The 19021-nt window shown below is 70.2% G+C and carries 17 protein-coding genes; 3 read left to right on the top strand and 14 right to left on the bottom strand.

Going from position 1 to position 19021, the window contains the following annotated elements:
- Window positions 1-224: 224 nt before the first annotated feature.
- The 5 genes from IPN03_00930 to IPN03_00910 all read right to left on the bottom strand — a co-directional run bounded on the left by IPN03_00930 (window position 225) and on the right by IPN03_00910 (window position 3234).
- Complete coding sequence (locus tag IPN03_00930; GenBank protein MBK9372322.1) at window positions 225-746, bottom strand: hypothetical protein; 522 nt, start codon at window positions 744-746, stop codon at window positions 225-227.
- A 24-nt stretch (window positions 747-770) separates the two neighbouring features.
- A complete protein-coding gene (locus IPN03_00925) occupies window positions 771-1283 on the bottom strand; it encodes a DUF1579 domain-containing protein (GenBank protein MBK9372321.1) in 513 nt (170 codons plus the stop codon).
- Window positions 1284-1382: 99 nt separating this feature from the next.
- On the bottom strand, window positions 1383-1757 hold the full coding sequence (locus IPN03_00920; GenBank protein ID MBK9372320.1) for a DoxX family protein: 375 nt from the start codon (window positions 1755-1757) through the stop codon (window positions 1383-1385).
- Window positions 1758-1820: 63 nt separating this feature from the next.
- Window positions 1821-2258: a DUF3592 domain-containing protein gene (locus IPN03_00915; protein ID MBK9372319.1), complete on the bottom strand. Its 438-nt coding sequence runs from the start codon at window positions 2256-2258 to the stop codon at window positions 1821-1823.
- A 43-nt stretch (window positions 2259-2301) separates the two neighbouring features.
- Entirely contained in the window at window positions 2302-3234 is a 933-nt protein-coding gene (locus IPN03_00910; protein MBK9372318.1) for an EamA family transporter, read from the bottom strand.
- A 108-nt stretch (window positions 3235-3342) separates the two neighbouring features.
- On the opposite strand from IPN03_00910, the gene IPN03_00905 reads away from it, so the two are divergent.
- On the top strand, window positions 3343-3966 hold the full coding sequence (locus tag IPN03_00905; protein MBK9372317.1) for a CGNR zinc finger domain-containing protein: 624 nt from the start codon (window positions 3343-3345) through the stop codon (window positions 3964-3966).
- Between the two features lie 148 nt (window positions 3967-4114).
- On the opposite strand, the gene IPN03_00900 is transcribed toward IPN03_00905, so the two are convergent.
- Window positions 4115-4861 (bottom strand): class I SAM-dependent methyltransferase, encoded by a 747-nt coding sequence (locus tag IPN03_00900; GenBank protein ID MBK9372316.1) that lies wholly within the window; start codon window positions 4859-4861, stop codon window positions 4115-4117.
- A gap of 171 nt (window positions 4862-5032) precedes the next feature.
- A complete protein-coding gene (locus tag IPN03_00895; GenBank protein ID MBK9372315.1) occupies window positions 5033-9319 on the bottom strand; it encodes a hypothetical protein in 4287 nt (1428 codons plus the stop codon).
- Between IPN03_00895 and IPN03_00890 the strand changes: the two genes are divergently transcribed.
- On the top strand, window positions 9285-10520 hold the full coding sequence (locus tag IPN03_00890; protein ID MBK9372314.1) for a beta-lactamase family protein: 1236 nt from the start codon (window positions 9285-9287) through the stop codon (window positions 10518-10520). The genes IPN03_00895 and IPN03_00890 overlap by 35 nt on opposite strands.
- A 22-nt stretch (window positions 10521-10542) precedes the next feature.
- On the opposite strand, the gene IPN03_00885 is transcribed toward IPN03_00890, so the two are convergent.
- From IPN03_00885 to IPN03_00875, 3 genes are read right to left on the bottom strand one after another with little or no spacing between them, the layout of a single operon-like run.
- Window positions 10543-10890 carry a hypothetical protein gene (locus tag IPN03_00885; protein ID MBK9372313.1) on the bottom strand — a complete coding sequence of 116 codons (348 nt, stop codon included), beginning with the start codon at window positions 10888-10890 and terminating at the stop codon, window positions 10543-10545.
- A gap of 20 nt (window positions 10891-10910) precedes the next feature.
- Window positions 10911-11549 (bottom strand): hypothetical protein, encoded by a 639-nt coding sequence (locus tag IPN03_00880; GenBank protein ID MBK9372312.1) that lies wholly within the window; start codon window positions 11547-11549, stop codon window positions 10911-10913.
- Window positions 11546-11905, bottom strand: a complete 360-nt coding sequence (locus IPN03_00875) for a hypothetical protein (GenBank protein ID MBK9372311.1) — start codon at window positions 11903-11905, stop codon at window positions 11546-11548. The genes IPN03_00880 and IPN03_00875 overlap by 4 nt, the downstream gene beginning before the upstream one ends.
- A gap of 124 nt (window positions 11906-12029) precedes the next feature.
- Here IPN03_00875 and IPN03_00870 point away from each other — a divergent pair, with 124 nt between their 5' ends.
- Complete coding sequence (locus IPN03_00870; protein ID MBK9372310.1) at window positions 12030-14894, top strand: protein kinase; 2865 nt, start codon at window positions 12030-12032, stop codon at window positions 14892-14894.
- A 40-nt stretch (window positions 14895-14934) separates the two neighbouring features.
- On the opposite strand, the gene IPN03_00865 is transcribed toward IPN03_00870, so the two are convergent.
- The 4 genes from IPN03_00865 to IPN03_00850 all read right to left on the bottom strand — a co-directional run bounded on the left by IPN03_00865 (window position 14935) and on the right by IPN03_00850 (window position 18846).
- On the bottom strand, window positions 14935-16404 hold the full coding sequence (locus IPN03_00865) for a beta-lactamase family protein (protein ID MBK9372309.1): 1470 nt from the start codon (window positions 16402-16404) through the stop codon (window positions 14935-14937).
- A gap of 156 nt (window positions 16405-16560) precedes the next feature.
- Window positions 16561-17733 (bottom strand): hypothetical protein, encoded by a 1173-nt coding sequence (locus tag IPN03_00860; GenBank protein ID MBK9372308.1) that lies wholly within the window; start codon window positions 17731-17733, stop codon window positions 16561-16563.
- Between the two features lie 82 nt (window positions 17734-17815).
- The gene (locus IPN03_00855; GenBank protein MBK9372307.1) at window positions 17816-18214 is read right to left on the bottom strand and encodes a polymer-forming cytoskeletal protein; all 399 of its coding nucleotides are present in this window, start codon (window positions 18212-18214) and stop codon (window positions 17816-17818) included.
- Window positions 18215-18357: 143 nt separating this feature from the next.
- Window positions 18358-18846, bottom strand: coding sequence for a 4-phosphopantetheinyl transferase family protein (locus tag IPN03_00850; protein ID MBK9372306.1), 489 nt, complete (start codon window positions 18844-18846; stop codon window positions 18358-18360).
- Between the last annotated feature and the right edge of the window lie 175 nt (window positions 18847-19021).

The following is a 19021-nucleotide window of genomic DNA, read 5'->3' as shown; positions in this document are numbered from 1 at the left end:
GGGCGTCAGCGGCCCGGCAGACGGCCTCGTCGATCGTCGGGACGAACGCCCTCGTCCGCTCCCTCCTTGAGCACGATGGTGTGCGGACCGCGCCCCGCGGATGAGGGTGTCGTCGAGAGGATGGGCGCTGCGGAGGCCAGCTGCAGGAGGAGCAGTTCGCCGGTGATCTTCATCCGACTCCGGCTGTCTGCGGCGGCAGCGACGCCGCGGCAGGAGCGCCGCGTTCAGGCCCCGGCGCCGCCGCGAACCGGCGTCGGCCGTGGGAGGTGGATCACGTGCCTGCGGAAGTTCAGGACCGTGCACGACAAGGCGTTCGTCACCACGAATGCGATCGGCAGCTCGGGCTCGGCGTCCCGTTCCACACGGGCCTCGAAACCCCGGCCGCGAAGGAACGCAGCGGCGCCTTCGGCGTCCGCGACCGGGTCCGTCGAGACGATCCCGATGCTGGCTCCGGCGGAGTCGAGCTTGCGAAGCACCTCCGGCGGCGAGCAGTTGATGATCGTCCCGTCCTGGAGGATCGAGCGCCGGATCCCGCTGCTGTCGAACCGGAAGCGCTCGCGGAGCCCGTGGCGTCCGAGCAACGCGACGACGGCCTCCTTCGCCTCGGGTGTCGGGGCCGAGAAGATGCGGGACCCGGGGTCGGGGAACGGGAGCGGATTCCTCCCCGACGCGAGAAGGTACGTCCAGCCGGCGAGACCAAGCGCCGCGAAAGCGAGAACGACGAGCAGCCAGACGGGAATGAACATGTCGACTCCGTTCAGCGCGTGAACTCAGTGTGCGAGAGAAGGGTCCGTCTTGTCGAGACGGACGAACTCCATCTCCCAGTTGACCTCCCAGGTGACGCCCCCGTCGGTTGAGAAGGCCTGATCCCAATGGGGGTTGCCCTCGGCGGAGATGCACCACGTGAACCGGATCCTGATGGGAAGGCCGTCAAGAGTGTCATCCGCGAAGAACGTGCCGACACCTCCGCTGAAGCTGCCGACGACAGGTGTGTCGAGGGCACGGGGGGAACGCCCGTCCAGCCACCATATCGACCACGTGCGGGCCTGCGAATCGTACGAGCGGATCGCGACAGCCCGGTAGCTGCCTCCGGGCAGGAAGATCTGGTTGTCTTCGACGTTTCCGAAGCCCCCCATCGTCTTGCGGGTCGACGACAGGCCGTCGAACGCATCCCAGTCGGAACAGCCGGCGAGCCGCGCTTTCAGGCGCCGATGATGAACGCGCCAGTCGCCGATCACGAAGTCGAAATCAGGAGGTGCGAGCGGATCCAGCGGAAGCGGCATGGGACTCCTGGGGCGAAAGTTAGAGGCGAGAACGAGGGCGACAACGGTAATGAGCCCGCTGCGATCGAACGCGTTCTCGCCCGGTTCTGGGCGCTCGGCCTATGGCCTCAGCAGGGGCTTGTAGCTCTCCCGGTTGGCGTAGGCCACGAATGAGCTCGCGAGGACGAGGAAGAGGGCGACAGGGAGACCCTTCGGATCGAGAAACGCGTGAAGTAGCGTGATGTTCACGATGATCGGTGCGATCAGCACCGTTGCGAGCGGGACGAACCGGCCCGTCAGGAACGCGACGCCGGAGATGAGCTCGATCGCCTTCACCGTCGGAAGGAGGTAGACCGAAGCCGCCATCCCGTCGCTGAAGGGCTTCATCGCGCCTGTCTGTGGCGGAGGGGTTATGAGCTCGAGGAAGAAGGACAACGATGCGAAGACGAACAACAGGCCCATGAGACTTCGCAGGATGATTGTGGCCGCCTTCATGTGACCTCCTGACCGCGATGATGTGAAACGCCTGATCGGATCATGGCCCCGGCGCGAACAGAGCTAGGTGTGACCCGACGCGTAGAGACTGAGACAAACGAGGCCGAGCAGGAGGGAGAAGACGAGCCAGAGAAACACGCGTTTGCGAATGCCAGGAATGAGGACTGATTGAGAAGGCCATCCTGGGAGATAGGCAACCGAGAGGCGCGTGCCAGTGGAAAAGCGCTGCACGATGCTCTCGGCGCTATCGCCGGAATCACTCATGCCCTGATAGCCGAAGGCGATTCGGGAACCACGGTGGACACGATCGAGCACTCGATACTCATAGGAGACGCGAGCGGAGACGTAGGGGGTTCTGCTCCTGCGGCGTACGACGCGTGACGAGAGAACCACGCCATCGGCCCTCGGCCACTTCGCACTGCTCTTTCCGAGAACCAGCAGCACGACCGACACGAAGAAGCCCACGATGCAGACTGCGAGGCAGAGAGCGGCGGTATTCACGTCCAGGAAGACCTCATTTGAATCGTACCTCGGATGACCGATCTCAGAGGGCTTTCGCCGCCACCGGCGAGCGCTCCCCCCTCTGAATCAGCACCACCGCCGCGACGATCGCCGCCGCCGCGAGCGCCAGCTCGCCGCTGAGCGGCTCGCCGGCCCACGCCCAGCCCGCCAGGATTGCGACCACGGGGTTGACGAACGCGTGCGTCGCCACGACCGCCGGTGACACGTGCTGCAGCAGCCAGATGAACGCCCCGAAGGTGAGGACCGAGCCGAAGGTGATCAGGTACGCGAGCCCGAGAGCGGACCTGGCGGACACCTCGCTCGGCTGGAACGCTGCCAGATCTCCCGTTACGGCAGCGAGCGCGAGCAGCATCGCGCCGCCCGAGAGCGCGGCCACGGCGGCACGCCCGAGCGGGTCTACGGGGAGCCTCAGGAACGGTCCCGCGGCCACGCCGAGCGCCCACGCGAGCGAGCTCAGCAGCGTCGCGAGGATGGCCCAGCCGGCCGGGCGCACCACGCCGAGCTCCGGCAGGGTGAGCAGCGCGACGCCCGTGAGCCCGAGCAGCAGCCCAATGACGTTGGCCCGGTTGAACCTCTGCCGGCCCACGGCGGCGCCGATCGCGAGGATCCACAGCGGCTCGGTGGCGATGAGGACGGCGGCGAGCCCGGAAGCGATGTGCAGCTCGGCCCAGTGCAGAAGCCCGTGCCCCGTGAGGAAGAACAGCGCTCCCAGCACGACGCCCGCCACCCAGTCCGCGCGGTGCGGCCGGTACCCGCGCAGGCAGGCGAGCGCGAGCAGCACGCTTCCTGCCACCCCGTGACGGACCGCGGCCGTCGTCAGCGGCGGGATCGTCTCGACGGCGTAGCGGATGGCGAGGAACGTCGTGCCCCAAACGAGGAAGACCGCCGCAAACGCGAGGATCAGCAGGATGCGCGACGGCGGGCACGAGGACGGGACCGCTGGGGGGAGGCTCACGGCTCGATCTCCTAACCATCTAACTGCGCTACGCCGGTTATAAGCGTAGAGCCGGCGCCCTAACCGGTCAAGTGCGCTATGCTGGTTATGCAGGGAGGCCGTGACACGGTGGCATTCGAGTTCATCGCCGGGGACCTGGGCCTCGACTTCGTCAACACGCGCGAGTACCACGACGGCCCGATGCCGGAGGAAGCACTGACGTCCTGGCGGGATCTCGTCGACTGGGGGGCGGCGGCCTCACTGATGACGCCGCGCGTCGCCGGCGCGCTGCGCGCCCTGGAAGCCGCGACCCCGCGCGTGGCGCGCACGACCTTCCGGCGCGCCCTCAGGCTCCGGGACGGCCTCTGCCGCATCCTGACCGCGCTGCTCGCGGGCCGTCCTCCGGCTGCGGACGACCTGCGTCTGCTCAACGAGCGCCTCGCCGCCGCTCAGGCGGCGGTGGTCCTCTGCCCGGCCGCAGGCGCTCTCACGCCGAGGCTCACGGTCACAGGCGAGCGACCCGAGTCCCTGCTCGGCCCCGTCGTCCTCGCGGCGGCACGGCTCCTCTCCTCGCCCGAGGCTCTCGCGCTCGTCCGGCGCTGCAACCACCCGACCTGCCGCAGGTTCTTCGTCGACCGCAGCAAGAACCGCTCACGGCGCTGGTGCGACATGAAGATCTGTGGAAACCGCGTCAAGGCGCGCGAGCACTATCGCCGCAACTGTCCGACGCATCCGGTCGGGACGACCGCGTAGCCACCGGGGCCCCGCGCTTCCCTCCCATCGCCCCCGCGAGGCTGGCCGTAAGCTGGGTACGGTGTCGGGGTGGAAGCCGGCTCTACGAGGCGCGTCGCGGCCGGGCATGGGCGCAGACCTCCTCGGCCGGGATCTCAGTCGCGTGGCCTTACCGTGGCATCAGCGCGAACACACCCCAGCCCAGGAATTCACGCGTGTAGGCGGCGTACCGTTCCGGCTCCGAGGTCAGCTTCGCCCGAACCTCTTTCGCGAGCTCGTCGTCAGGATTCGCTTCGAGCCAACGGCGCATCGTGAGCCATTTTGCCGCCTCGTATCTGTCCCAGCCGTCCTGGTCCGCCACAACCATCTCGACGACGTCGTAGCCGAGATGGCCGAAGGACGCCAGGAGTTTCGGGAGCATGAGGAAGTCGGCGACTGCGTTGGCAAGACACCCCCTGGCCACCTCTTCCGTCGGCGGTGCCTGCCGCCAGTAGGGCTCGCCGATCAGGATGATCCCTCCGGTACGCAGGCTCCGCGCCAGAAGCTCGATCGTGCCGACGATTCCGCCGCCGATCCAGGTGGCGCCGACACAGGCGGCCACGCTGACCTTCTCGGCAGAGACATAGCCGGCCGCATCGCCATGGATGAAACGGACTCGATCGGCGACGCCGAGCTCTTCAGCACGGAGCTTCGCCTGCGCGGTAAACGACTCGCTCATGTCGATGCCGGTGCCGACGACGCCGTGATCGCGTGCCCAGGTGCACAGCATCTCCCCCGAACCGCTGCCGAGGTCGAGCACTCGGGCCCCGGACTCCAGACGCAGCGCCGCGCCGAGAGTGGCGAGCTTCTCGGGTGTGATCGGGTTGTGGATGCGGTGAGCCCCTTCTGTGACGTTGAATATTCGTGGGATGTCCACTGCGAATGGTCTCCTTACGGGTGCGGGTAGATTCGGTCGGCCCCTCGCCCCCGGCACGACAGGAGCCCTGAACCTCGGAGCTCTCCCGGCGTATCCGTGTCAGGAGAGCGTATCCAGGTACCGAGAGCGCTCCAGGGAACCATGTTGCTGCTCTCGATTCGACCCGGCCGGTCAGTAATAGAAGTGCGACTTGCAGTAGTTGTAGCCGACGGGATCCATAGTGGGGAACGTCCCGTTGCGAGTGATGACGTAGGACACGGACTTGCTGCACCCGATGCTTCCGCTGCTTCGGCAGACGCCGGCACCCCCGGCGTCCGACGTCTTTCCGGGCTCCGCGGCGAACGGATCGGGAACGACCAGCGTGATCCGGGTATCGGACCAGGACGTGATGCGAGCGAGGTTCCCTGTAAGCCCACCGAAGTGAAAGACGCTGTTGCCCTGGACGGCGCCGAAGCCCGAGCCTTCGACCGTCAGAGCCTGGCCGACGGCGAGGTTGCAGAAGTCTCCGGTCGTGATGGACGGCCCGCTCGACGACGAGAACGTCACGGTCGCGAGGTCCGGCGCGACCGACCCGTTCAAGACGAGGACCGTCAGCATGGCCGTCTCCGGACCGACGGGGACCTCCACGGGCTTGCTGAGGTCGGTCAGCTCCAGGTCGGTCCCTGGCTCGAGGACCCCGTCCTTCTCGGGGTAGACGAAGATCCGCAGACCCTGCCTGCCGAGAGTGGCGCCCTTGAGCGACAGAGTCATCGTGAGCTTCTTCGCAGCCCGAGCGGCACCGGACACCGGGACCGTGACCGCGCGGGCCGCCAGCGGCCAGATGTCCTTGAGCTCGAGGGGCGTGCCTGCGGCGGGATCGAACGTGGGCGCGTCGATGAAGAGCGAGCGGTCGAGAGAGTTCTTCTTCAGGCTCGAGTCTGCTGCGCGAAGGAGCGCGGGCGTCTCGTGCCTGTAGGCCCGGTCGCGCGCGTACTCGGCGTAGAGCTCGGGCAGGGAAATGCCGAAGGCGCTCTGGTAATGAATGTCCATCGCCTTCCGGTAGAGCGTCCAGTACTCCTCGGCCGACTTGCCGAACTGCTTGTCCGTCTGGTCGGAAAGGTGCTGGAAGAGCCACCGAAGGTCGCGCAGGCTCCCGCCGTTCCAGCGCTTGGCCACGTAGGCGAAGAAGTCCTGGCGGGCGTAGGCCTGAACGCCCGAGGGCCAGAGGACGGGCTGGTCGACCTTCGCCGGCGGATCCGGCAAGCGTACGGGAATGTCGCCGCCGTAGATGCCATTCGGGTTCGACTGGAAGGCCTGCCCGACGAGCGTCGCCGTCCCTTCCATGATCCCCAGCGCCGAATGCCGCCACGTTTCTCCCGATCGCCACCACTTGCCGCGGAAGTCGTACCCCGCCTGCACCGCGTGGAGGAGCTCGTGAATCGTGATGTTCTCGTACGACCAGCCGTTCGGCTGCTCGACGGCGGTCCACCCGTCCCAGTTGAAGTAGACCTGCCCGAGGCTCTGCATCTGGGCGTCGGTGTAGCCGGCGATCGAGAAAGCCTCGGCCTCCTCTCCGGTGGACAGCGAGAACGACGTCTCCGGGTCGTTCGGCCCGGTCCCCTGGACGAGGTGCAACACGCGTTCTTTCCGGTTCCGGCTGCGGTCCATCCAGAGCTGCGGCGACCGGAACTCGGCGCCCCGCAGGTGTTCGCACGCCCTCTTCATGCCGCTGGGGATGCCGCTCTTGAACGCGGCCGAGGCCGCGTGCGCGTCGTCGACGACACGGAACTCGCACGTCTCCCAGTCGGTGGGCGTGGCCCAGCCCGTCGTCGAGACGTCGGAAGCGGGGCCCGGCGTGGTCGTCGAGGTCACGGTCAGGCCCGGGTTCGTGACGACCCCCATCGTCCAGCCGTCCCAGAGTTTCATCAGCTCGGCGGTGAAGGTCTTCTTCGTGCTGTCGTAGACGCCCGCCACCGGGTAGACGCGGCCGGTGGAGACCGCCACCTTCAGGAGGAGCTTCTCCGGGTCGGACACGGCGCCGGTCACGGGGAGCGTGACGGTGAACGTCCCGTTCCCGATCGCGACACCCGTGCCGTCGACGCTCGTCTTCACGACGGTGGAAACGAGCGTCTCGCCCGCCTTCGGCAGCGTCGTCCCGTCGCCCGCGACGAGCGTGACGGAGGCGCCGCTCGACGCGGTCTCCGGCGGCAGGGCGATCGTCGTCCCACCCGGACCTGCAATGACGCCCGCCCCGGGCGTCGGCGTCGCGGTCGGCGTGGGTGTCGGGCCCGGCGTCGGGATCGCCGAGGCGGCCATCCGCTCGGCCGGGATGAAGATCGGGTCGCCGGAGAGGTGGTTGTCGATGACGGTCGCAAACGCGAAGATCCGTCCGCCCGCCGTGGTCGGGCGCGCGACGACGTAGCCGTCGGCGACGGCGCCCCACGGCGCGAATGCCTCCGAAAGCTGGCGGAAGCCGAAGGGCGGGAGGCGCGTGTCGCTCCCCTGCTTCACGCCGAGCCACGTCCCGTCCGCCCTGAAGAAGTCGAGCCGGACGTCGACGGTTGCGCCGGTGGTGTTGACGATGCCGATGTTCGTCCGGAACTCCGTGCCGCTCCCCGAGTCGCGCTGCGTGAGCTGGATGAGGCGGCCTTCCTCCGTGGACGAGATCGCCGCGGTCTCCGGCAGACCCGGCACGAACTGCCCGAAGGACGCCCCGACCGGCAGGCCGACCGGGTTCGCGCCGACGAGGTTGTAGGTTCGGCTCGTGGCGACGACCGTCCCCGCGGTCGGCACGATGCGGAGTGCGGCGGCTCCGGTGAAGCGGAAGACCGAGTCGAGGACGTCGACGTACCGGACGGACTTCTGCGGGTCGAGCGAGAAGCCGAGCTCCCCCGCCGGCGTCGTGTTGTTCGCGTCCCGCGGGAGGAGCTGCAGCGCGAAGCTCGCGGCCGTCGAGCCCGGGTTGTGGATCTCGAGGTCCGTCCGCCAGTTCGCTCCGTTCAGGCCGGAGGCGTGCGCCGTGGCCGGAAGCCAGGTCTCGCCAGCCGCGGCGAGCGCGCGGCGCGGCACGCGGCCGCCGAGAGGGATCGGCGCTCCCGCCTCGAGCTGGTCGGCGGTCAACGGCCCGGCCGAGAGCGGCAGCGTGACGAGCGGCTCGCCGCCCCACGTGGCCAGGATGTTGCAAGCGTTATCTCCCTCGTTCGACTCAGGTATCTCGTCGTCCGGGTCGATCGCGAGCTGGAGGCTGTGAGCGCCGGGCGAAACGGCGCCCTTGAACTCCCAGGTGAGGACGAGGCCGTACCCCCAGTCGAGCCCCGTGCCGTTCGTCCAGCCCGCCCTCCCCGCGACGGCGCCGTCGATGAGGAGGACGAAGGCCACCGGTCCGGTCAGCATCGCGCTGCCCGCGTTCGCGAGGAAGAACTGGATGTAGGTGCTCGAGAAGGTCGACAGCGACGGCACGCAGCAGACCGTGTCGTTGCAGCAGCCCGCGGCAGAGCTGGCCGAGAAGCACTCCGACCAGCCCGCGGGCTGGTGGAGGACGAGGTTCGGCCGGGCGCCCGTCGGGGGGGTTGGAGTGGGCGTGGGAGTGGGCGTGGGCGCGGCGGCGGCGCTCGTCACCGCGGCGGGAACGAAGACGGGGTCGCCCGAGAGATGGTTGTCGATGACGGTGGCGAACGCGAGGAAGCGGCCGCCGGGCGTCGTCGTGCGCAGCACGGCATAGCCGTCGGCGATCGTGCCGTACGGTTTCATCACCTCCGTGAGCTGGCGGAACTCGTACGCCCTGAGCCGCGTCTCGTCCCCCGAGCGCGCCCCGAGCCAGGTCCCGTCCGACCGGTAGAGGTCGATTCGGATCTCCAGCGTGGACGCCGTGAGGTTGACGAAGCCGACGTTCGTCCGGAAGTCGAGGCCGCTCGAGGCGTCGCGCTGCGTGAGCTGGATGAGCCGGCCTTCCTGTCCGTAGGGGATGGCGGTTTCCTCGGAGACGCCGCGCACGAACTGGCCGAACGACGATCCCTGCGGGAGCCCCGCGGCGCCGGGGCCGACGAGGTTGTAGGTGCGGCTCGTGACGACGAGGCGATCGGAAGACGAGGTCACCCGGAGCGCCGCGGCGCCCGTGAACGCGAACGTGTTCAGGAGGACATCCGGCAGCCGGACCGAGGTCCCGGCCGCCACGGGCACGGTCCGCGTCTGGGGCGAGGGGTTCGCGGCGTCGCGGACGAGGAGGGCGATCGTGGCGGTCGTCGCCGCCGTTCCCGCGTTGTGGATCTGCAGGTCGGTGCGCCAGTCGGCCCCGTTCGCTCCCCCGGCGTGCGCGGATGCCGGGACGTAGATGACCGGCGGAGTCGCCAGGGCTCCGAAGGGTACGACCCGGGCGCTGCCCGAGCCCGGGAACGCGCGCGCCGACGGAAGGATCGGAACGATGAAGACGGCTGCCGCAAGGACGATGGGGAGCCAGCGGGCCCGCCCGATCTGTCGCATCGTGCCCTCCGCGTCCACGGTACGTCGTGGCCGGCGCCGCGGACGGATCAGTCTAGCGCGACGGGACTCCGAGGGCCGATTCCCGCGCGAACGCCGTCGGCGATCGGCAAGGGTCAACCGGTACCGGGTCCCGCGCGTCGAATCCGCCGTGAGACGCGCCATCCTCCTCCTCGCTGCGGCGCTGGCGGCTCGGGCGAACGCCGGAACGGCCACCCCACCGTCCTCTCCTCCCATCGAGGCGCTGCACGCCGCCGCCGCGTACAGCGCCGCGCGCGAGGGGATCTCCTTCCTCGTGCTGGTCGAAGGCCGGGTCGTCTTCGAGGATTACCCGAACGGGGGCGCCGCCACCCGCCCGCACGAGCTGGCGAGCGGGACGAAGAGCTTCTCGGGCGTGATGGCGGCCGCGGCGGTGAAGGACGGTCTCCTGCGCCTCGACGAGAGGGTCGTCGACTCGATCTCCGAGTGGCGGGTCGACCCGCGAAAAGCGAAGGTCACGGTTCGGCAGCTCCTGAGCCTGACGAGCGGCGTGAAGACCGGGGGCGAGAGGGGCCGGGTTCCCACGTACGCCGACGCCGTCGCAGCGCCGCTGGCCGACGCACCGGGCCAGCGCTTCTCCTACGGGGCCGTGCCGTTCCAGGTCTTCGGAGAGGTGATGCGCCGCAAGCTCGCTCCGCGGGGCGAAGGGCCGCTCGAGTACCTTCGGCGAAGGGTCCTCGACCCGATCGGTCTCTCCGCGGGGCGGTGGAGGCGGGGGGTGGACGGCAACCCGCACCTCCCCTCGGGAGCGGCGCTGACGGCGCGAGACTGGGCGAAGCTCGGGGAGCTCGTGAGGCTCGGAGGGAGGCGGAACGGCGTCGCACTCCTCGACCCGGAAGCGCTGGACGCCTGCTTCGAGGGGACGGCGGCGAACCCACGCTACGGCCTGAGCTGGTGGCTGAACCGGCCGATCGACCGGCCTCTCGCGCTGAGTATTCCCGTCCTCCGGCGGAACGCGGCCTCCTTGTGGGAGGTGCCCGGCGTCCCGCGCGACCTCGTCTTCGCGGCGGGTGCGGGCGACCAGCGGCTCTACGTGAGCCGTGGACGTTCCCTGGTCGTCGTGAGGCAGGCGAAGGGGATTCTTCGTGCGCTCCGGGGCGAGAGAACCGGCTTCTCCGACGCCGCTTTCCTGGGGCTCCTCCTCGCCCCGCCGTCAGGGCCCTGATCGTTCAGCGGGACGACGCGCCCTACACCGCCCCGAGCGTCACGAGCGAGGCCGCCAGCTTCACCGCTTCGGTCAGGACGGCGAGCGTTCTGGCAACGTCCTCCAGGCTCTCGAGCGACTTCTTCAGCTCCCGGTTCGTCCGCTTCAGGTCGTCGTGGATGGACGACACGACGCTGCTGTGGTCTTCGAGCGAGGCGACGACGGCCTTCCAGTAGGCGTCGCGCGCCGCGCCGTAGAGGTCCCTCACCTGCTCCCTGGCCTGGGGCGTCGCCGCCGCGGCGAAGAGCCTGTCGAAGTTGCGCTCGGCCAGCCGGTAGGTCGTCTCGATGCTCGAGAGCAGTCGCTCGTGGCTCGCCTTCGAGGTTGCCATCGTCCTTCTCCCCTGCTTCCCTACTTGCCCGAAGGCCCGCGGTACTCGTCCAGCGTCGCCCGGAGGGCGGCGACGAGCGTCTCCAGCCGCGTTAGGTCCACTTCCTCCTTCGCCTCGAACGCCGCGTGGGCCAGGGCGAGCCCCTCGAGCCCTGCGAGCGTCTCGTCGAGGATCTCTCCTTCGAGGGTCGCCTGCCGCTGCACGCGGTATTCGAGCACCCGCCCGACGGCGAGGCGCAGGTCGTCCTCGCGGCTGCGGTCCGACCCGCCGGTGATCGACGGCTCCTTGCGCAGGAGCGTGAGGACGCCGTCGAGCTGCTTGTCGTCCCAGACGAGGCCGAACCCCGTGACGTGCCGCTGGAGGAGGGCGCCGGGACGCCCCAGCCCGAGCAGCCAGAGCTGCCGCGCCGCGGCGCCCCTGGCCTCCACGAGGATGGCCCGCAGGGAGACGTGGATGTCACGCTCTCTTCGGAGAAGCTCGACGACGCGCTCCACGCTCTCGCGGATGGCGGCGCTCGCGGCCCTCAGCTCTCTCTCCTGCTTCGCTCCTGCGAGGACGCCGCCGGCCTTTCCGAGGCCCCACGCCCCGGAGGAGTCGCCGGGCTGCTTCCCCAGCAGGGCCCCGCCGTACGCGTTCACGGCGCCGGCGAGGCCGTTCACCCCCTCTCGACGCGCCCGGCGGCGTCGAACGAGGCGTGCGCGTGGAGCGCCGCGTAGGCGGCGTCGAGGCTCTGCATGACGGCGGCGCGGGCGCCGAGGGCGTCGCGGACCCGCCGGAGGCTGGCCAGGGTCTCCTCGCCCGGCTCGGGACGACCCGTGAGCGGGCCGAGGAGGTACTGCCCCTCGATGTAGCCGTCGACGGCCGCCTGCGTCTCGACGATCGAGGCCGCGGCGGCCTTCGCCACCGCGGCGCCGCCGTCGGCGAGGGTCAGGGCGCGGCTTCTCGCGGGCGACGTGCAGCCCGACGCGGCGAGAAGCGCCCCGCAGGCGACGAGAACCCGGACCGGTCGGATCATCGAAACACCTCTCGCCTCGCAGGCGCGCGGAATCGGGAACGAGGGAGGTTACGCCGAATCCGACCCTCCGCGGCGTTTCGCGGTTGTGAACGGTAGACTTCCCGCAACCCCAGGAGGCCGGACGATGTCGAACCAGACCGCGCGCACCCTGCGCCCGGAGGCCGAGGTCGCGCACTACCGGATCGTCTCCCCGCTGGGCGCGGGCGGCATGGGCGAGGTCTTCCTGGCCGAGGACCGCAGCCTGCAGCGCCGGGTCGCGATCAAGATCCTGCCGCCCGAGCTCGTCAGGGACGAGGACCGCATCCGCCGCTTCGAGCTGGAGGCCCGGTCGGCGTCGCAGCTGAACCACCCCAACATCGTCACGATCTACGAGATCGGGAACGCGCCCGTGAGGATGGCGGGCGAGCCCGATTCGGGCCCGGTGCGCTACATCGCCATGGAGCTCGTGAGCGGGCGGACCCTGGCGAGCCTCATCCACGAGGAGAAGACTGACCTCAGAACCCTCGTCGGCTACCTGGCGCAGGCCGCGGACGGCCTCGCCAAGGCCCACGCGGCGGGCATCGTCCACAGGGACCTGAAGCCCGCGAACATCATGGTGTCCACCGACGGCTTCACGAAGGTCCTCGACTTCGGCCTCGCGAAGCTGGCCGAAGCGCGCGAGGGCGGGTCGGACCTCTCCGACGCGCCGACGATGGAGTCTCCCGGGAGCGCGGTAGGCAGCGTCCTGGGCACGGCGGGATACATGTCCCCGGAGCAGGTGGCGGGCCGCGCCGTGGACCACAGGTCGGACGTCTTCTCGTTCGGCTGCGTCCTCTACGAGGCGGCCACGCACCGGCGCCCATTCGAGGCCGCCACGGCGGTCGAGGCGATGCACCGGATCCTGAACGACAAGCCGGTCCCGGTGGAGGAGCTGAACCCGAAGGCCCCCGCGGAGCTGCGGCGCGTCATCCGCCGCTGCCTCGCGAAGGCCCCCGACCAGCGCGTGCAGTCGGTGAAGGACCTCGCGCTCCAGCTCCGCGAGATCGTGGACGAGTGGGACTCGCTCCCCGCCTCGGGAAGCTCCGTCGCGTCCGGGCCGGGTGCCGCCGCCGCCACGAAGCGGGCGCGGCCTCTCGTCCTCGTCGCTGCCGGGGCCGGGATGCTGGCCGTCGTCGCGGGGCTCGCCTTCGGCCTCCGGGGCCGGCGCGGAGGCGGCGAGAACCCCGAGCCGGCGCAGGCCTTCCAGACGATGCGGATGTCCACGCAGACGAGCCGCGGCGACGTCTTCGACGCCACCCTCTCGCGCGACGGCCGCTACCTCGCCTACCTCCACGGCCGCGGCGGGTCCGCGGGCCTGCGCGTGCGCCAGGTGGCGACCGGGAGCGACGTGGAGGTGCTGGCTCCGAGCGAGGCCGGCCTCTCGAACGTCGCCTTCTCCCCCGACGGGAACTACGTCTACTACCTCGCCCGAAAGCCCGAGGACAGGAGATACCAGGGGCTTTTCGTCGTCCCTTCGCTGGGCGGGGCGCCGCGGGAGCGGCTCTTCGACGTCGATTCGAAGGCGAGCTTCTCTCCCGACGGCAAGCGTCTGGCCTGCTGGCGCGGGGTGCCGCAGAAGCAGGAGAGCCACCTCGTCGTCTTCGACCTCGAGACATCGGAGGAGAAGGTCCTCGCCACCCTTGGTCCGGAGGACCCGGTGGTGGGCTCGCCGGCCTGGTCCCCGGACGGACTCACCCTCGCGACACTGAGCCAGGCTCCACCTCCCGGGCTCGGCTCGAACATCCACTCGTTCGACGCCGCGACCGGCGCCCGCCGGTCCACCCTGATGCTGCCGAACGCGATGCTCTCGAGCGTCGGCTGGCTCGCCGACGGCAGCGGGCTCGTCGGGACGGGCGTCAGCCTGCACGGGATCCTCCAGGGGCAGGTCTTCCTCGTCGCGTATCCCGGAGGCCGCCTCCAGCGGGTCACGAACGACTTCTACAACTACGGCGTCGTCTCGGTCTCGACCTCCGACGAGGCGATTGCCGCGGTCCGCACGTCCCGCCTCGCGAATCTCTGGATCGCCGACGTGTCGGGGGGCGCGGCCCGAAAGCTCACTTCGGTCACGAGCCCGGAGGGCTCGCCGTGGAACGTGTCCGTCCCCGGACCGGAGCAGGTCCTCTACGAGGTGCCCGGCGACGGGAAGCTCCGGATCTGGAGCGTGGACGCCGCGGAAGGAGAGGCGAGAATCCTCACGACGGACTCCGCCCACACGTTCAACAGCAGGGCCGCCCCCGGGGTCGTCCTCTTCGACCGGCTCGACGACACCGGTGCCCACGTGTGGCGCATGGCGCCCGACGGCACCGGCCGCAAGCAGGTGACCTCGGGCAAAGGGGAGCTGATCCGCCACGTTTCGCCCGACGGACGATTCGCCGCCTTCGAGAAGTGGGAGGCCGAAGGCGACATCCACCTCGCCGACCTTGCGACCGGCGAAGTGTCGAAGCTCTTCGAACGCTCCGGCAATTCCTTCGGGTTCTCACCCGACTCGAAGCGGTATCTGGTGACGCGCCTCGAGCCGGACGAAAAGGGGCAGGCCCGCCCGCTCCTCCACGCCATCCCCGTCGCGGGCGGGTCGGCGCTCCCGAGTTTTCCCGTCCCGGACGGCGCCCTCGGCCTCGCCTGGACGCCGGACAGCCGCGGCCTCAGCTTCCGCCGGCGCGCCGACCCCGCCTGGAACATCTTCCGGCAGGGCCTCGACGAGGGCGAGCCGGTCCAGGTGACGCGCTTCACCGAAGGCCGGCTGATGGGCCACTTCTGGTCCCCCGACGGCCGGAAGCTGGCCGTCACGATCCGAACGCGGGAGGGGGTCGACCTCTGGGTGACCGAGGCGGACGGGACTCGGCCCGTCCGCGCCACGAAGTTCCCGGAGCTCGAGATCTTCTCCGTCCGCTGGATGCCCGACAGCCGCCGCCTCGTCGTTTCGGCCGGCACCGACAGCAGCGACGCCGTCCTCATCCGCGGGTTCCGGTAGAGCCTGATCCGGAAACCGTCCGCCCGCCAAAGCGTCCCGGTCAGCGCCGGATCGCGTCGAGGAGGCGCCGGGCTTTCTTCGCCAGGGTCTCGGCTGCGGGCGGGTCGTCGTTGGCGAGGACCACGAGGACGAGGCCCGTTTCGCGGTCGACCTCGAGCGCCGCGTTGATTCCCGGCGCGCCTCCGGCCACGCCGAGCCCTCCGCGCCGCCGGTCGCCGACGGGCTTGCCGGCAGCGGGCTCGGTGCGCGCGACGATCCACTCGGTGAAGGGGGCCGAAAGGAGCCTGTCGCCGAGAAGGGCGGTCGCGAAGCGGAGGAGGTCGGGCGCCGTCGCATAGCCGCCTCCCGCCGCGCTCCCCCGCGCGGGGCGCGTGTAGACGTTCCGCCGCCGAGGGCCCTCGGTCCGCTCCCCGAAGCCCCGGATGCGCGAGTACCCCTCGGCCAGGTTCGGCGCCGGGACGTCGGCTTCGAAGGAGTCTGCATCGGTCATTCCGGCCCGGGCGTAGACGTTCTCGCGGACGTAGTCGTGGTAGTCCCGGCCGCTCGCCTTCGCGACGATCTCCCCCAGGACGACGTAGCCGCCATTGGAGTAGCGCCGGTCGGTCCCGGGCGGGAAGAGGAGCGGCTTGCCCGCGAAGAGAGGGAGAAAGTCGGCGTTTCTGCGGAGGCGGTCCTTCGGCGTGGCATCGAACTCCTCGCCGAAGAAGTCGCCGATTCCCGACTGCATGTCGAGGAGCTGCCGGATCGTGACCTTTTGCGCCGCCTCGGCGTTCGGGTAGCTCGGCAGGTGCTTCCCGATCGTGTCGTCGAGCGAGAGGCGGCCGGTCTCGGCGAGCTGCCCGATGGCGATCTTCGTGAAGAGCTTGTTGATCGAGCCGAGGTTGAACTTCGTGTCCGCTCGGTTCGGGACGGCGTGCTCGCGGTTCGCGAGGCCCCAGGCGCGATGGAGGAGAGGCTTGCCGTCGCGCGCCACGAGAACGACGCCGGAGAATCGATCTGCGGCGGCGGCTTCGTCCGCGGCCTTCGCGATCTGGGCGAGGGCCTGCGCCTCGGTCAAAGGCGGCGGCGGGCCGGCGAGGTCGCTCTCGTCCGCGTCGTCGACGCCGATCCCGAGGAGGAATGCATCCGGCGGGGGGCCGAAGGAGAACGCCCACTTGTCGAGCCGCTTTTCCGGGCCTTCCGTGACGACGACGAGCTGCTCCGCCGAGGGCGCGTCCACGCGGCGGACCTCGACGTCGCCGAGCTGGCCCCTCATCGCCACGATGCGCCGTGCGCGCTCGGTGGCCGTCCGCTGCTTCAGGGCCTCCGGTCCGATGGCCCCGGAGAAGAAGGCCGCGAGACTCTCCTCGGTCCCGGAGAGGTACGCCGCAAAGAACGCGGCCACGCGGCGGCCGGCGGGCGTGTCGGGAAAGCCGGCCCGGGGCGCATCCGCCGCCGGGGCCACGACCGAGAGGGTGACGGCCAGAACGAGGACGGTGGAGAGGACCGGACGCCTGAGACATTCGCGCATGGAGCCTCCTGAGGGCAACGCCGGCGATGCAGCATAGGCCGTGCCGCGCTGCGAAGGGGATCTGACCGCCAGGAGACCCCGGGACCTCCCGGGATCGGGAAACGCCTCCGCAATTGGGGAAACGAGCGTTCCGTCGAAGGCGTAAGGCTTCCCGCGTCAGTCGAGCTTCGCCGGCGTCTCCGCCAGCTCGCGCTCCCTCTTCTTGGACTGCTCGACGAACAGGACGCGATTCGGGAGGTCGAACTCCGTCGCGAGCGCCGCGGCCCGGCGGGAGGCCTCGAGGGCGGCCTTCGCGTCTCCGGCCTTCGCATGGGCGTCCGCGAGGCTGTCCCAGGCATTGGCCGAATTCGGGTTCGCCTCCACGTTCCGCCGGAAGAGCCCGATCGCGTCCTGCGTCTTCCCTTCGGACAGCGCGGCGTATCCGAGCTCGTTCAGCACCCCCTCCGGAATGTCGATGAGCCATCCGACCGTCTTCGAGACGGTCTCGTAGTGCTTCTTCGCGAACGGGTAACCCTTCGGGAGGAGGTCGTCGTGGAACCGGTACCCGTCGTACAGCTTGCGGAGGGCGTCGACCTGCCCGAGGAGGGGAATCGTGACGTGCCGCTCCTCCGGCCACGCCCGGCTCTTCCACCGAAGGCCAGACGGCGCCTTCCGCTCGAGCGCCCGGACGAGGTCCTCGTAGTCGGCCAGCGCGCGCCCCGCATCGTCCGAGCGGGCGACATAGAGGAACGCCGACAGGCCCTTCGACGCCTCGAGCGACTTCTCGAGCGAGCGCCGGGGCAGGTTGTCGTCCCAGTCGAGGCTGGGGCTGAAGGCGAAGTAGGCCCGGAAGAGCGAAGGCTCGGAAGCGAGGCAGTAGAGCGCGAACTGCCCGGCCGCGGAGTGGCCGTAAAGGATCCGGAAGCCGTTCGCGCGGTAGCCCCTCTCGATCCAGGGGATCAGCTCCGCGGACAGGAAGCGCCGGAAGTTGGCGGCACCGCCCCCGCCGATCCACGCCTTCGGCCAGTCGGACTGGGTGAAGTCCCGCACGCGCACCGTGCTCGCGACGGCCACGACGATCATCTCGGGGATCTCTCCGTGGGTCGCCAGGAAGGCCACGGAGGCGGCGGTGTGGTCGACGTGGGACTTCCCGTCGAGGAGGTAGAGGACCGGATAACGGCGGTCCTTCGCCCACCGGTAGCTCTCCGGAAGGCGCACCTGGAACTCCCGGTCCTCGTTCAGGACGGTGGAGCGGATGCGCTGCCACCCCTCGTCCGCGACGGGCTCGCTCGCGCGGATCGGGACGCCGGGAAGAAGCAGGGAGAGGAGGAAGAGAGTCCGGCACCTCATCGCGATTCCCTCACGTGCTCGGGGCCCCCGCCCCGCAGTCGCGACGCCGGGGGACCGTGTTCCAGTGCGGACGCGACCGCAGTCAGCTCTTGCCGTGGTCCTTCGGGTCCCTCTTGTCGGGAGCGTTCGGCGCGTTCGGCGCGTTCGGGGCGTGCGCCGCGGCCGTCTCGGCGGCGGGTTTGCCGCCCATGTCGACGCTCCCCTTGAACTGCGCGCCCTCGGCGATGGCGATCTTCGGAGCGCGGATGTTCCCCTCGAGGATCCCCGAAGGGAGGATCTCCACCTTCTCCGTGGCGATCACGTTGCCGACGATGCGTCCCGCGATGACGACGTGGTGCGCCTTGACCTCGGCGTTCACCTGCGCCTGCGGGCCGATGCGAAGGCCCTTCGTGACGGAGATCTTTCCCTCGACGCGCCCCTCGACGACGAGGTCCTCGTCGCCCGAAAGCTCACCCTGGATGCGAATGTTGGGTCCGATCACGGCTGTCTTCACCTCTGCCGGCGCTCTCTGCCCGGCAGGGGCCGGGGCGGCCGCCGGCCGCTGCGTTTCGTGGGGATGGGAGGGCCGCTCGCCTTCGGGGCGCGGTGGCGTTTTCGATCCGAAGAGTCCCATGTGCCGCCAGTCTACCCGATCGGCCGGGGCGGTCCGGAGGCGGGACGCGCCACGGCGGAGAGGGCGAAACCCGCGTCCGCCCGCCACCATCCGTGCCAGCTCTCCTCCCCCGGACCTCGCGCGACGAACGCTCGCCACGAGCCGTCTGCCGGGCCCCGGTCGGGCGCCACCTCGACGGCCTTCGGAGGAATCCGGAGACCTTCGCCGAGCGCCTTCATCACGCTCTCCTTCGCGCTCCAGACGAGGGTGGCGGCGAGCGCGGCCGTCCCCGTTTCGCTCTCCGCCACGAAGGCCTGCTCCGCCGGGGTGAACCAGTCCCCGAGGAACGTCGCGGGGCGCTCCTCGATGGCCTCGAGGTCGACGCCGAGGCGGATGCCGGCCGGTCCGAGCGCCGCGACGGCGACACCGTGGCTGTGCGTGAGGGAGAGGGAGACCCCGACGGGGAGACCGTTCGGGAGGAACGCCTCGGGAGCGCCGGACGCGGAAGCCACGATGGCCACTCCGTCCTCCGTCTGGGCCTCCCCGGCCAGGACGAGCGCCCTCTTGGCGACCCACCGGCCGAGGAGCCAGTCGCCACGCCTCTTCGGGACCCGCAGGCGGGAGAGGACCTCGCGCTCGGCCCCCGTGAGCCAGGCTTCGCCGCGCGGCAGCTCTTCCTGTCGCCCGGCGAGCCAG

This window comes from Holophagales bacterium (assembly GCA_016719485.1).
GTDB lineage: Bacteria > Acidobacteriota > Thermoanaerobaculia > UBA5066 > UBA5066 > UBA5066.
This window is presented reverse-complemented; position numbering and strand designations above follow the sequence as displayed.